The following is a 13,610-nucleotide window of genomic DNA, read 5'->3' as shown; positions in this document are numbered from 1 at the left end:
GATGTAGGTCGCTTTCAGGAAACGCGCGAACTGCTGGTAGGCGGGAATCACCTGTTTCTCGATCGCGGTGAGCACCTCGCCCTTGATGCGCTCCTGGTCGGCGGCGGGGATGGACGCGGGGAATTTCTGCAACGGACGCGCGAAGGGGGTGTCGGCCGGCTTGGCCGTCGCGATGGCGTTTACCTGCACCAGCACCTTTTCAAGGAGATACTTCGGCGGCACGCGGCCGTCTTCGATGCCGGTGCTCATGTTGGCGCTTACCTGCTCGAAGGCGGTGGGGATCTTGTTGAGCCGTGCGGTGTAGTCGTCGTAGTCCTTCGTCGTCTGGAAGCTGAGGCGCGAAACCAGCTGCGGCAGTTCGCTATGAATGCCGTTAAACTGATCGACCGGCGTTTCCCAGGGCTTGAACTCTGCGCCTTCCTGCTGATCGACGAGCTGGCGGACGAGCAGATCGCGGCTGAGAATCTCCTGGTCGCTCATGCCGGTGGTATCGATGGAGCCGAGCTGCACGATGTAGTCGCGGCCGCGCGCCAGCTCGTCGTTGTAGGCATCGACGGAGTAATCGGTGAGCTGGTCGTTATAGCGCTTGTCGCCAATGGTCGAGGCGAACTCGGGATCATGCTTGAGGCGATCCTGCCAGATCTGATCGAAGAGGGAATTGAGAGCCTTGCGGCGGTCTTCGAGAGCGCTGGATGCGGGCGCGATCGTGGGAGTCGCGGCTGTGGCCGTGCCCGTCTGCTTTTGTTCGGCGGCGTGTTGCGCAGCTTCCTGTTGCACCGTTTTAGGGAAGCTTTGCGCGGATGCGGGAATGGCCAGCGCGAGAAGGGCAGCGGGAAGCAGTCGATTCATAGGCTCAGAAGCAGTGTACTGCCGGACTGGCTTTTCGCCTTCGGCCTCACTCCCTTTGGTCGCGCTGGAGTTCTCTCGCTTGGACGGGGGATGAGAGATAAACCCTGAGCTGTCATTCCGACCGAAATGGGACAGTCTTATCGTCTCGCGCAGTGGAGGAACCTGCGGTTCAGCTCGCACATTGAGGGCGTTCTGGCGTGAGCAGCCCCACCACGGGTTCCTCCGCTGCGCTCCCTGCGGTCGCTTCGATCGGAATGACAACGTCGGGCCAAAAATACAGCCGCAACACAAGTCTGTCTGCGCGGTCTAGGAAGCCTGGCTTGTCGGCGTAGTCTGGCTCGGACTCTGGCTCTTGCCTTGCTGCGCGGCCTCTTCGGCGTCGAGCAGGCGGTAGAGCGTGGAACGGCTGATGCCGAGCATGCGGGCGGCGCGCAGCTTATTGCCCTCTGCGCGCGCCAGCACGCGGTGCACATGGCGGTGAATCGCGCGATCAAGATTCGGATCGTCCTCGGAATCGATCGCTGCAATACGCGCCGTGTGGTGGCTGTTCGCCACGGTTGCGGACTCGGAGCCCGGGACAGCACCGGGAATGGGATCGGGACCGAGTGGGGGAATGTCGATGGGGCGAATCCACTGCCCCTGGCAGCTAAGCGCCGCGGCGTGAATCACGGTTTCCAGTTCGCGTACATTGTCCGGCCAGCGATAGGTGAGCAGGCGCGAGAGCGTTTGCGGATGGAGGCCACGGATGACGCGCCCCTGCGTGGTGCCGAAGCGCTGCGCCAGCTCGGTGGCCAGCAGGGCTACATCCTCGCGGCGCTCACGCAGCGGCGGAATGAGAAAACGAATGACGGTGAGGCGGTTGGCCAGATCGATGCGCAGCGCAGCTGAGGAGACAAGCCGGCGCACGGAGACGCTGCTGGAAAAGAAAACCTGGCGCGGGGCTGACTCGGGCAGATGCCGCGCATGCTGGTGATCGAGCCATTGCAGAAATTCGATGAGCCGCATCTGCTGCGGTGAGGTCAGATCCTCGATGTGGGTGAGCAGCAGCGTGCCGTCGCGTGCCTCGCGGATGACCGCGGGAATCTGTTCGAAGAACTGTGCGGCTGGGCAAGGCAGAAAGGCATGGCCGGCGGCTGGTCCCATGGCGTGCAGCGTGCGTGCCGCGCTGGTCTTGCCGGTGCCGCTCTCTCCTTCGAGCGTGGCAATACGCAGATGCGTGGCGGTGGAGCGCATCTGCGAAAAGAGCCGTTGCATGATGGCGCTGCGTCCGCTCAGGAAGCCCAGCGTCCACTCGGGATGCTCGGAGAACGCGGTCATGGCCGCGTCCGTCGCAAGCTCTTCCGCGTGTTCCTCTTCGAAGTGTTTTAGGAACTCCAAGGCGTGTGATCCTCACGGGCCATATCGGCCACGGGTGAGGATCACTTCAGAGGGGTGGGATCAGGGAAGGTCTTATTCCTGCTCGGGGCGCTTCATGCGCGATGATGGCTGATCGGAGAAGATCCGGCCGTCGCGGATGTGAACGACGCGATGTGCATACTCCGCGATATCGGGCTCGTGGGTGACGAGGACGATGGTGTTTCCGCGGGAGTGCAGCTCATCGAAAAGCGCCATGATCTCGTCGCCTGTCTTCGAGTCGAGGTTGCCGGTGGGCTCGTCGGCAAGGATGATCGATGGCCTATTGATGAGCGCGCGCGCAATGGCTACGCGCTGACGCTGACCGCCGGAGAGCTCGTTCGGCTTGTGGTGCATGCGGGTGCCGAGGTTCACGGCCTTGAGCGCATTTTCCGCACGCTCGATACGCTCGGATGCCGATGTCCCGTTATAGATCAGTGGCAGTTCCACATTCTGCAGAGCCGTGGCGCGCGCCAGCAGGTTGAAGGTCTGAAAGACGAAGCCGATCTCCTTGTTGCGGATGCGGGCGAGTTCGTCATCGTTGAGCTCGCTGACCAGGTGGCCGTTGAGCCAGTACTGTCCTTTGCTCGGCGAGTCGAGGCAGCCGATGAGATTCATCAGCGTTGATTTGCCGGAGCCCGATGGTCCCATGATGGCGACGTATTCGTTGTGCTTGATGCGCAGCGTGACGCCCTGCAGGGCATGCACCTGCTGCTCGGAGCCCATGTCATAGGTCTTCCAGATATCGTCGACAACGATGACATCGCCCGGCTCCACGCCTGCTGTGGCTCTCTGGTCTGCTTCGTTGGTCGTTCCGGTCGTCATCCTCTGTCCCTCATCCTTAAGCTTAAGACTACTCGCTCGGTGTGCGGCAGAGGATCACGAACCCGATCCGTCACTGCTGGATGTGGTGGTGGTCTGCGGGGTGGTGTCGCGCTTCACCAGCGCATCGTCCTTAAGGTCGCGCAGCACGCGGAAGCTGCCGGTAACGATCTCATCGCCGGACTGCAGACCGTTCAGCACCTCGATATCGGTGGTGCCGGTGACGCCGGTAGAAACGGGCACGAAGTGCGCGCGGAGCTTGCCGGCCTCATTGCGCACGACAAACACGCCCTGCTGCTGCTTCTGGGCGCCGTCGCCGGAGGCAGCCTGCACGGTGCCTGCTCCGGCCTTGCCCGCATCGGGAGCGCGCATGGTCAGCGCCTGGATAGGAATGCTCAGCACGTCCTTCTTGTGCGCGGTTACGATCTTGGCTGTCGTCGAAAGGCCTGGGCGGAGATCGTCCGAGGGCTGGTCGAGCGTTACGACCACCTTGAAGTCCTTAGCCTCTTCCTGGCCGCTGGTCGAGGTGCTGGTCGCCTGGCCAGTCGAACGCAGCAGCGCCTGGTCGCCTACCAGCGTGACGTGCCCTTTGAAGACCTTGCCCGGCAGCGCGTCCACGGTCACATCGGCCTCCTGGCCAATCGCGACGTTGACGATGTCGGTCTCATCCACCTTGACCTCGGCGGTGATGACGGACATGTCGGCGAGGGTCATCAGCGTCGAGCCTTCGGCATTCTGAATGCCTTCGACCACCGTCTCGCCCTCGCGCACCGGCAGGTTGGTCACAATACCGTCAAAAGGAGCCGAGGCGACCGTCTTGCCGAGGAGGTCGACGTTCGCGCGCAGGGTCGCTTCCTGCGTGGTCAGGTGGCCGCGGGCGGAGTCGGTCTGCGCCTTGGCCTGCGCCAGAGAGGCCTGCGCCTGGGCCAGCGTGGCCACGTCGAGGTCGAAGGCGGCTTTCTTGGCGTCGAAATCCTGTTTCGCCATGATGCCGTCCTTGTAGAGCGCCTGGGCGCGCTCGTAGTCCAGCTTTTTCTGCTCGAGATCGGCCTGGGCGTGGTCGATATTGGCCTGCTGCGTCTTCTCGGCGGCCACATAAGACTCGATGTCGGTCTGCGCAGCGGCGATGGCCGCCTTCTGTCCGCCTACGTTCGCTTCCTGCTGCACGCTCTCGATGGAGGCAACCATCTCGCCCCTGTGGACCTTATCGCCTTCCTTTACATAGAGATGCGTGATGCGCCCGAAAGAGGTCGCGCCCAGGTTCACATAGGTTTTCGGCTTGATCTGGCCGGTGCCGCTTACAGTAGCCACCAGGTCCTGGCGCACTACTTTGCCGGTGTACACCTTTGTATACCCGGACTGAGCCCGGACGATCGTCAGAGCCACAATACCCGCCACAACGACGACCGCAAGAATGCTAAGAATGATCTTTTTCAAGCTTTTATCCCGTAATCTGACGCTCGCGCGCCGCCTCTCGGCAAGCATACGCAATGGAGCCTGCCGGAGTTCCGTGAATCGGCGATGGAAGGAATGGAAAAATCCACAAGAGAGTCGCTGTCCTTTTACCGCGCTTCCAGTCTTAAACCTCAAGCTACTTCGACAGGAGTAGCTCCCTTTCCGCGTCAGCCATGATAGCAGTGCCGCCCCGGAGATCCATTGAGATCTGCGTTGTCGGCTCAGCTACCGGACAGAACGGATTTCCACAGGGGGCCGGGGTTGCCCGGCAAGTTGACGGAAGGGGCTCGCGTGCTTGAATCTCTAGTTTCAAGCCCGTAAAATCGGATAGCTGTAGAGGAGCAGTCAGACGGCGTATGTCAAAGGGTCGTGCTTCAGCCATTTTTGCGATCGCCATTGGTGCGTTCCTGTTTCTTCCTTCCGTTCGCGCCCAGCAGGCCGACTCCCAGGCGTCCACTGACAGCCAGAGCCAGACTCAGGATCAGCAGGATCCGCTCAAGCGCCAGCTTTCCGACAAGGAAAAGTTCAAGCAGCAGAAGGAACTGAAGCAGGAGCTTCACGGTATTTACAAGAAGTGGGTCGACGAAGACGTCCACTGGATCATTACCGACCAGGAGCTGAAGGCCTTTAAGAGCCTCAGCAACGACGAGGAACGCGACTCCTTCATCGAAGCCTTCTGGCAGCGCCGCAATCCGAACCCGGATTCGCCCGAGAACGAGTTCCGCGAAGAGCACTATCGCCGTATCGCCTACGCGAACGAGCATTATGCCGCCGGCAAGCCCGGCTGGAAGACCGATCGCGGCCACATGTACATCGCCTTCGGTCCCCCGGACTCGACCGACTCGCATCCTTCGGGTGGTATGTACGATCGTCCGATCGAAGAAGGCGGCGGCCAGACCTCGACCTATCCCTTTGAAGTGTGGCATTACCGCTACCTCGAAGGCATCGGTGAAAACATCGATATCGAGTTCGTCGACACCTGCATGTGCGGCGACTATCACATGACCATCGACCGTTCGGAGAAGGACGCTCTGTTGCACGTCCCTGGCGCCGGCGCGACGCTCTATGAGCAGATGGGCATGGCCAAGCAGGCGGATCGCTTCAAGGGCGGTCTCGAGAATCTGGGCACCGGTCCGATGAGCTCCCAGCAGCAGAGCAAGGAATTCGACCGCCTCGAGCAGTATGCGAAGCTGCAGGCTCCGCCGCCGGTCAAGTTCAAGGATCTTGAAGCCTTCATCACCGATCACAAGCTGCTGACCGGTCCCATCTTCCCGTTTGAGGTCCGCACCGACTATGTGCGCGTGACCGATGACACGGTGCTGGTGCCGATCACGCTGCAGATCAAGAATCGCGACATCACCTTCCAGACCAAGGAGGGCGTTTCGAAGGGTGTTGTGAACATCTTCGGCCGCGTTTCGACGATCACCGACCACGTCGTCTACACCTTCGAGGAGCCGGTCGAGGTCACGCAGCCCCAGGAACTTCTGGCGAAGACCCTCGAGACCTCGAATCTGTACTGGAAGGCCGTTCCGCTTCGTCCGGGCCGCTACCGCGTCGATATCGTGATCAAAGACGTCAACAATCCGGATCACGTGGGAACCTGGGCGCAGGGCATCACCGTGCCGAAGTTCGACGACGACAAGCTCTCGGCTTCCTCGCTGATTCTGGCTGACAAGATGGAGCGCGTGCCGTCGAAGGAAATCGGCACCGGTAACTTCATTATCAGCAACACATTTATTCGTCCGCGCGTGGCCGCTGGCCCGATGGACCCGGTGATCTTCCACCGCGACCAGAAGCTGAACTTCTGGATGCAGGTGTACAACCTGGGCATCGACGAAAAGAGCAAACAAAATAGCGCGACGATTACTTACCAAATCATCGACGTTGCGTCCAATAAGGCGCTGCTGGATACGCAGGAGGATTCCAGGAAGTTGAGCGCCAATTCCGATCAGCTTACCGTCGAGAAGAGTCTCCCCCTCACAAGCCTCCAGCCTGGGAAGTACATGGTGAAGGTGCTGGTTAACGATAGCGTCTCCCGCCAGGAGATCGCCCAATCGGTGCCCTTCACGGTGGATTAGCCCGATAGAAGTCTGCAGAGGCGGCCATAGAGCCGCCCTGCCTGTTTGCAATGTTTCGGAGCTGGCGGCCAGGAGCAATCGAACAAGTTGAACCTGTGACGAGAAGGCTTTCCATCTACGCCCCGATCTTCGTGCTGCTCTGCGCGGCCCTGCAGCTTCCTGCCTGGGGACTGAGCGATGGCACGGTCTCAGGTGTGGTGCGCGATGCAGGCGGTTCGCCGCAGATCGGCACTCTCATCGAGCTTGTTCGCCCGGACCTCAGCGTTATTTCTCAGACATTTACCGACGATCATGGGCATTACACCCTGCCCCGTGTTGTGCCCGGTGTCTACGGCGTAAAGGCAACCGCTTCGCTTTTCCTTCCGACCCTCCGCGAAAACCTGCATGTGGCGCCCAGCTCGAAGCTGGTGGTCAACCTCACGCTCACGACCATCTATGAAGCCTTCCGCTGGCTTCCTGCGCAGCCGCGCCAGGTGGATGAGCCGCAGGATGACTGGACCTGGACCCTCCGCCTCTCCGCCAACCGCCCCCTTCTGCGCATGCTCGGGGATGGCCCGCTGGTGGTGATGCAAGAGGCCGACGGCCAGAGCCAGGCGCTCAAGGCGCGCGTGACCGTGCGCGGCGGCGAGAGCGGATTCGGCGATGGCGGCGTGCACAATGACTTTGAAGTGCGCCGGACCAACGATGACCGGAAGCAGCTGCTGGTGCGCGCGGATCTAAGCCAGGCCGGAGATCCGGCGCTGAACACCGTGGTCGGCTACGAGCAGCAGGTCTCCCCGAATAGCACGATCAAGACGGTAGCCGCGTTCGTCGACCGGCCGGAGATTGCCGGTGGTCCGGATAGCCAGGGTTTTGAGGCGATGGTCTTCCGCTCGGCCGAGGCGCTGGATCTTACCCCGATGATTCACCTCGAGGGCGGCAGCGAGTTTGAAGCGGTACACCTTGGCGAAACCCTGCTCGCGAGCCATCCCTTCGGCGCGGTGAAGGTGCAGGCCGGGGATACGGCGCTGACCTATCGCGTCACGACAACGCCGGGCCTCGAAGGCAGCGGCGAACTGGATCGCGAGAGCACGCTGGTGCCCGCAGTCGGTGAGGCCGATGGCCGCCTGCTGCTCGAGCACGGACTGCACCAGGAACTGGCTCTGAGCCATACCGACGGCAATGTCCGCTGGACGATGGCTGTCTACCACGACCGCGACGAGCACCCGATGATCGAGGGCGGCGGCAGTGTGAACGCGGCCGACTGGAAGGCGGGCGACCTGCTCTATGACGCCTCGACCGATACGCTGCGGGTAGCCGGGGCCGGCTATTCGACTAATGGCGTCCTTGCCGAGCTGCACGATGTGCTGCCGCAGGATATGTGGCTCACCGTCGCCGCGGCGATGGGCAACGCCATGACGATGGACGCAGCCACGACACAGCCGGAGACACTGCAGCAGAATCTCGCTTCGATCCATCCCGAGCGCGCGGAGATGCTCTCCGCCTCCTTCGGCGGGAAGCTCGCCAATTCGAAGACGCAGCTGCAGGCTTCCTATCGCTGGCAGACGAAGGGCTCGCTGACGCCTGTGGACACGTACAACCGCAGCCTCGCCGATCCGTACCTCAGCTTCTACGTTCGCCAGCCGTTCCACTATCGCTGCATCCTGCCGAACGGCATGGAGGCGATGATCGACGTGCGCAACCTGCTGGCCCAGGGATATCGCCCTGTGCTCACCAGCGACGGCAGCTTGCTCTATTTTGCGCAGGCGTCGCGCGCGATCGAGGCGGGGCTGGCCTTCAATTTTTAAAATCTTTTGGGTGCCCGCTTTTCCACCACACAACTAGCGCAATCTGAAGTTTGTGCTATATTAATCAAGGTGGTTGAGTCATGCGAATGACTCCCGCTGAGTGAAAGTCTTCGCCGCTTCGGCGAGCTTTTCTGGCAATATGGACGCGTAGCTCAACTGGCAGAGCATTCGACTCTTAATCGACAGGTTGAAGGTTCGATTCCTTCCGCGTCCACCATATTCAAAATAAAAGACTTAGTTGCAAAATTGACGCCTCCGCAAGGAAGGCGTTTTCGTTTATTGTGGGGGATTTTGTGGGGACCCTGCCGGATTTTTTTCTTTCCCTTGATCGAGAATCGCGATCGCGGCCCTCTTAGCCTCATTCCGGGTGTGGCTGTACTTTTCCATCATCTTCCGGCTCAAATGGCCGGCTAGTGCCATGATGGTCGCGTCTGACGCCTGTCCCTCGGCCATCGCGCTGACAAACGTATGACGCATGTCATGCCAGCGGCAGGAGACCTTAGCCGTAGTCCGCGCGGCGGTCCAGGCGACCTTCCATGAGCCGATCGGCTTATCGGGTTGGATCTCGTAGGGTAAGCACTGGCCGTCTTCGAAACTGTCCAGGCCGTAGCGTTCCGATGGGAACACATAGTGCGCTGGCTCTACATCTGGAAACTGGCTTCGCCACTCCTGCAGGCACAATGTCGCCGCCTGGCTGAGTGGCACCAGCCTTCCTTCGCCGCCAACCGTCTTACTCTTGCCGACTTCGAGGGTGCGCTCGATCAAATCGATCTGGCGCCAGCGCAGGAGCCTCAGCTCGCCATTGCGAAGGCCAGTGTGAAGGCTCAATAGCACCGCGGGGTAGAGAGAGCGAGAGCGGCTCTTCTTGCAAGCCGTCAAGAGACGATGCTGCTCATCTTCGCTCAGAGCCCGGCCGATATCCTGCCGAGCCTTCAACATTCGTACGTCGGGCTGGATATTCGCCCACAAGCGATGCTTGCGCATGATGGCGCGAAGCGTCCCCACTTCCATGTTAATTGTGCGATTGCTCGCCTCGTCCTTCTTCCGCTTTGCCTGGTAGCGGCTGATCGAGTCGGCCGAGACGTCGGTGAGCAGGAGTTTGCCAAAGTGAGGAAGCAGGTGTTCGACGTTGTACTTTTCGATCCGGGTGTTGCTGGCACTCCAGTGTGCGCTGTTTGTCTCAAGCCAGCGCTTTGCTGCCACGGAGAAAAGCTGAGGCTGTTTCTTCTCTGTTAGACCTGAGGCACCGAGTTCGAGAGCGCGGCGCCGCTCACGTTCCGCTCGTCCAGCTATCTCTTTGTTGGATGTGTTCGTGCTCTCGCGAATTCGTTGACCCTGGAATACGAACTCGTACCACCAGATGTCACCGCGCTTATAGATGGCCATTCCTTATTCCTTCTAGATCACTTCTGGCAGTATCTAGTTTCTGCTCTTAGCACGTGTTTCATGGCCAGAAGCGCGGTATTTCTTCATGTAATCTGCTCGCTTCTCCTTGAAAGATTCGCTTTGGCTGTGATTTTTCTGCCTGCACGCTGTCCCGCTGCAAAATTTTTGATTTGCCTTTGATACGTATATCCATTTCCCGCATGAACTACACTGCCTGATCCTCCAGAGTTCCTTATCACGGAGAAGCTGCAGTAATGCGGCGATCGCTCCGTTTTCCCATTTATCGCCGCCTTTATATTGCATTTCCACGGTCCATTCGGACGACGCCGGATCCCGAACAATAGCAGGGAATTGCACGTATCTCTTGAGATCAGCGTTGGCATACTCGACAAAATTGGGGATTTCTACCCCTAAGGCCGCCGGTGATAAGCCAAGGCCTGAATCCTCCTCGTTGACTGTCGCGTGAAGGCTCTTCAGAAAAATTTCAATCCGAGAAACACTCTTGCGGTCGCGTGGCAAAACCGAACTCTCATTCATCGGCTTCCACCAATCCGCCGCTTGGCCATTCAATCCATTCAGCAGATGGAACTCATACCAATCCTTTAGATCATCCTGAAGACGCTTATTTCGTAACTGACGTTTATGTGCGCTCATGTGTAGATTACAAAATACGTGACATGTCAGACACTGGCAAGCAAAATCAGGTCAATCTATGCCGAGATCGGCACTCAGGAGATGACATGAGCAATCCAGCGTTAGGGCAAAAGCGCTTACTGAATACGAGAGAACTGGCTGCCATTTACGGAACGAGCGAGAGGTTCTGGTGGAAGCGTATTTACGCCCGGGACGTGGAGTCGGTAAAGGTCGGCCGGCTGAGAAAGGTGTCTCTGGCGGCCGCAGAGCACTATCTGGAGTCCAGAACGATTCCAGCCCTAGAAGTGGCGTAGGGATCAAGGGATGGCAAAACAAAAGCCCGGCGTAGACCGGGCTTAGGAAGGGTGGAGCTCTTGAACAAGCGAAATCATAGCACGCGTATATGCAGTCGACAGGAACAGATGATGAAGGCCGAGCAGGAACTCAGGGCGGCAGTGAATCTTGCTCCTGATCAGCGCAGGGCCATCCAGTTGGCCGCTCAAGCGCTGGAGCAGCAGAAGCGGCGGCACGCTCATGAGGGATCTTGCGCGCTTTGCCAAGCGAACGAGGCGAGGTCCGCAGCTTGAAGCGTCCTGCTTTTCAGTTCTATGGCGGCGACTGGCTCAAGGACCCAGGGCTGCGTGCCTGTTCGCTCGCTGCCCGCGGTCTTTGGATGGACATGATTGCCATCATGAGCCAGGTCGAAGAACCCTATGGACACCTCGTCTTCGTCGCTCGCAAGGACGGCGTGGAGGATGGTGCGAAGGATATCCTTACTCCTATCCTTCCGAGTGTCCTTGCCCGAATGGTTGGTGCAAGCGAATCTGATGTATGCACTTCTCTCGCTGAACTTGAGTCATTCGGCGTGTTCAGCCGCACTCCGGAAGGATTCATCTTCAGCCGGCGCATGGTGAAAGACGAGAAAGTGCGTCAAAGCCGCGCCAGTGGCGGGTTTCAGAGCTCTAAGAACCCCAATGTGCCTAAGAAAAAGTCAGACTCCGAGGACGTCCAAAGGATGGGTGGAAGGATATCCTTCGAGGGGTCCTTTGGGGGGTCCCCTTCTTCTTCTTCTTCTACTTCGGTATATATCCTCGCGGATAGTGAACTTTTCGAGGTCTACAAAACCTATCCGCTTCGCAAAGCGAAAGGCGCTGCGCTCAAAGCAATTCAGAAAGCCGTGGTCCGGGTCGCCAAACGGAACGGCAGTTCAGTGGCAGATGCGCTTGTCTGGCTGAAGTCACGGGTCGAGCTCTTCGCGAAGCTTGAGCAGAAGAAAGCGACGGACCCGAAATTCATTCCCCTGCCCGCCACCTGGTTCAACCAGGAACGCTACGACGACGAGGAACTCACTCAGTCGCAGCCATCGGAGCAGCCTGCCAGCTTCCGCTACCGGGATCCCGCCTCGCTCTACAGCGGCCCCGAGTACGCGGCCGATCGGAGGCCGGCATGATTTACTGCGAAGATTCCGAGAAGGCAATCCTAGGCGGCATCATGCTTGAAAGCGAGGCATATGACGTTGCGGCCGAGCAGCTGACCGCAGATGACTTCGCGTTGGACTCGCACAGGCGCATCTTTGCCTGCATGTCCGGGCTCACGAGCCTTGGGCAGCCGATTGACCTGGTCACGCTTACGGAAGCGCTCAACGCGAAGAGCGAACTCTCTGTTGTGGGCGGTGCCTCATACCTGGCCTCGCTGACCGAGGGCCTGCCTCGACGCCTGAACATCGCATCGTACTGCCGCATCGTGCTCGACAAGTCGCTGCTGCGGAAGCTCTACCTGGCCGGCAGTGCTCTGGTCACTGGTGCCGAAGATCCTGGAGCTGATCCTGAGGAGCTGAGCGGTACGGCCGAGAGGCTGTTGATGGAATTGCGCGCGGGTGCGATGGCAAAGCAGCAGACCATCATCGCCGGCGCGGTAGTGCCGCTACTGAATCGTCTGCATCAGGAGCGGACTCGAACCAGTGACTTGCTGGGATTGCCCACAGGTATCCCGAGCTTCGATTTGGTTACGCGCGGTCTCCACGCTGGAGAGATCACGCAGATAGGCTCGCAGTCGGGCGGCGGCAAGTCGGCAGTAATGATCCAGGCCGCGATCGAGAACTGCCGCCAGGGAGTGCCTGTGCTGCTCTTCTCGCTTGAGATGACGCGCGAGCAGATCCTGCGGCGCATGATTTCAGCGATCTCCGGTGTGCCATTTCCTCGGGTGCGTGATCCCAAGTGGGCTTCCCAGTCGGACATGGATGCTATTCAGTACGCCGCGGAGAAGATCGCAGATTGGCCGCTCCATGTTGTCGACGCATCAGGCATTCGCATAGAGAAGCTGGTTGCTACAGCGAGGCTGGCAGTCCGCCGCGATGGTGTGAAGCTCGTCTGTGTGGACTATGCGCAGATCGTGAGTGCTGAAGGCCGTGATGAGCGTTTGCGCGTGGCTTCAGTATCGCGTGGGCTTACGCGCCTCGCGAAGGATGAACAGGTTGCGTTGATGGTGCTCTCTCAGCTAGCTCGTGCGGATCGCTCGAATGTCAATCGTAGGCCGACGATCAGCGACCTGCGCGAAAGCTCACAGCTCGAGAACGACGCGCACGTTATTGCGCTCTTGCATCGGCCCTGGGATGCGGATGAGGGGCGCCTGTCGTCAAATGCGGAACTCATCATTGCGAAGCAACGCAGCGGCGAGACTGGCATTTTTCCGCTCTTGTTTGACCGCCGGACGCTGATGTTCCGTGAGCAGCGCGAAGCTGAAAGGTCCGCAGAGCAGGAGGCTCTTCCATGGAGAGCGTGATGGTACCGCAGCATGAAAACGATCAGGCGCGAATTGCCAGGCTGACCAGAGAGGTGGCAGATCTCCGTCAGCAACTAAAGGATGAGAGCTTACGAGGTGCTGCACGACAGCGGGTAAAACTGCAGATCGATACACACCTGTGGATCCTGGAAAAGCTCGATCCGAAGCCGGACAAAAAGATGGGAAAGAAGCGTGGATCGCGGCTGGGCTCCTTGGATTCTGGAGCGCGCGGTGAGGTCTGTTGTTGGCTGGAAGTTGTCACCGTACCAGGTTGTCAAGGCGTTTTTTCGTTGGTTGAGAACGTAAGGATTCTGTTTCGGAACGGGAGGATGAAGGCGCAGCCGATAGCGCGCTGGGGCTCAGCAATCAAGCCCTTGGCGTGACGGAATACAACCCGATGTACAGCATGCTTGGATCAATGGCGAGT

General features: G+C 59.6%; 11 protein-coding genes and 1 tRNA gene. 6 read left to right on the top strand and 6 right to left on the bottom strand.

Going from position 1 to position 13,610, the window contains the following annotated elements; genetic code table 11:
* From QM649_RS06580 to QM649_RS06565, 4 genes are all read right to left on the bottom strand, one after another.
* Nucleotides 1–849 (bottom strand): DUF885 domain-containing protein (locus QM649_RS06580; protein ID WP_415198221.1); only part of this gene is annotated, 849 nt, incomplete at its 3' end.
* A 306-nt stretch (nt 850–1,155) separates the two neighbouring features.
* On the bottom strand, nt 1,156–2,226 hold the full coding sequence (locus QM649_RS06575; RefSeq protein WP_415198220.1) for a sigma-54-dependent transcriptional regulator: 1,071 nt from the start codon (nt 2,224–2,226) through the stop codon (nt 1,156–1,158).
* Between the two features lie 72 nt (nt 2,227–2,298).
* Complete coding sequence (locus QM649_RS06570; RefSeq protein WP_415198219.1) at nt 2,299–3,066, bottom strand: ABC transporter ATP-binding protein; 768 nt, start codon at nt 3,064–3,066, stop codon at nt 2,299–2,301.
* A 54-nt stretch (nt 3,067–3,120) separates the two neighbouring features.
* Nucleotides 3,121–4,500 (bottom strand): efflux RND transporter periplasmic adaptor subunit, encoded by a 1,380-nt coding sequence (locus QM649_RS06565; RefSeq protein WP_415198218.1) that lies wholly within the window; start codon nt 4,498–4,500, stop codon nt 3,121–3,123.
* Between the two features lie 374 nt (nt 4,501–4,874).
* Between QM649_RS06565 and QM649_RS06560 the strand changes: the two genes are divergently transcribed.
* The 3 genes from QM649_RS06560 (at nt 4,875) to QM649_RS06550 (ending at nt 8,600) form a co-directional block, all read left to right on the top strand.
* A complete protein-coding gene (locus tag QM649_RS06560) occupies nt 4,875–6,596 on the top strand; it encodes a GWxTD domain-containing protein (protein ID WP_415198217.1) in 1,722 nt (573 codons plus the stop codon).
* Between the two features lie 95 nt (nt 6,597–6,691).
* The gene (locus QM649_RS06555; RefSeq protein WP_415198216.1) at nt 6,692–8,383 is read left to right on the top strand and encodes a carboxypeptidase-like regulatory domain-containing protein; all 1,692 of its coding nucleotides are present in this window, start codon (nt 6,692–6,694) and stop codon (nt 8,381–8,383) included.
* 141 nt (nt 8,384–8,524) lie between these two features.
* A tRNA-Lys gene (locus tag QM649_RS06550) sits at nt 8,525–8,600 on the top strand.
* 59 nt (nt 8,601–8,659) lie between these two features.
* Here the strand turns inward: QM649_RS06550 and QM649_RS06545 are convergent.
* The gene (locus tag QM649_RS06545; RefSeq protein WP_415198215.1) at nt 8,660–9,769 is read right to left on the bottom strand and encodes a tyrosine-type recombinase/integrase; all 1,110 of its coding nucleotides are present in this window, start codon (nt 9,767–9,769) and stop codon (nt 8,660–8,662) included.
* 33 nt (nt 9,770–9,802) lie between these two features.
* Nucleotides 9,803–10,423, bottom strand: coding sequence for a hypothetical protein (locus QM649_RS06540; protein ID WP_415198214.1), 621 nt, complete (start codon nt 10,421–10,423; stop codon nt 9,803–9,805).
* A gap of 562 nt (nt 10,424–10,985) precedes the next feature.
* Here QM649_RS06540 and QM649_RS06535 point away from each other — a divergent pair.
* The 3 genes from QM649_RS06535 to QM649_RS06525 are packed head-to-tail and all read left to right on the top strand — an operon-like array spanning nt 10,986 to nt 13,566.
* On the top strand, nt 10,986–11,852 hold the full coding sequence (locus QM649_RS06535) for a hypothetical protein (protein WP_415198213.1): 867 nt from the start codon (nt 10,986–10,988) through the stop codon (nt 11,850–11,852).
* Nucleotides 11,849–13,183 carry a replicative DNA helicase gene (locus QM649_RS06530; protein WP_415198212.1) on the top strand — a complete coding sequence of 445 codons (1,335 nt, stop codon included), beginning with the start codon at nt 11,849–11,851 and terminating at the stop codon, nt 13,181–13,183. The genes QM649_RS06535 and QM649_RS06530 overlap by 4 nt, the downstream gene beginning before the upstream one ends.
* Nucleotides 13,171–13,566: a hypothetical protein gene (locus QM649_RS06525; RefSeq protein ID WP_415198211.1), complete on the top strand. Its 396-nt coding sequence runs from the start codon at nt 13,171–13,173 to the stop codon at nt 13,564–13,566. The genes QM649_RS06530 and QM649_RS06525 overlap by 13 nt, the downstream gene beginning before the upstream one ends.
* The last annotated feature ends 44 nt before the right edge of the window (nt 13,567–13,610 follow it).

It is taken from the genome of Silvibacterium sp. (assembly GCF_047605705.1).
Lineage (GTDB): Bacteria > Acidobacteriota > Terriglobia > Terriglobales > Acidobacteriaceae > Silvibacterium.
This window is presented reverse-complemented; position numbering and strand designations above follow the sequence as displayed.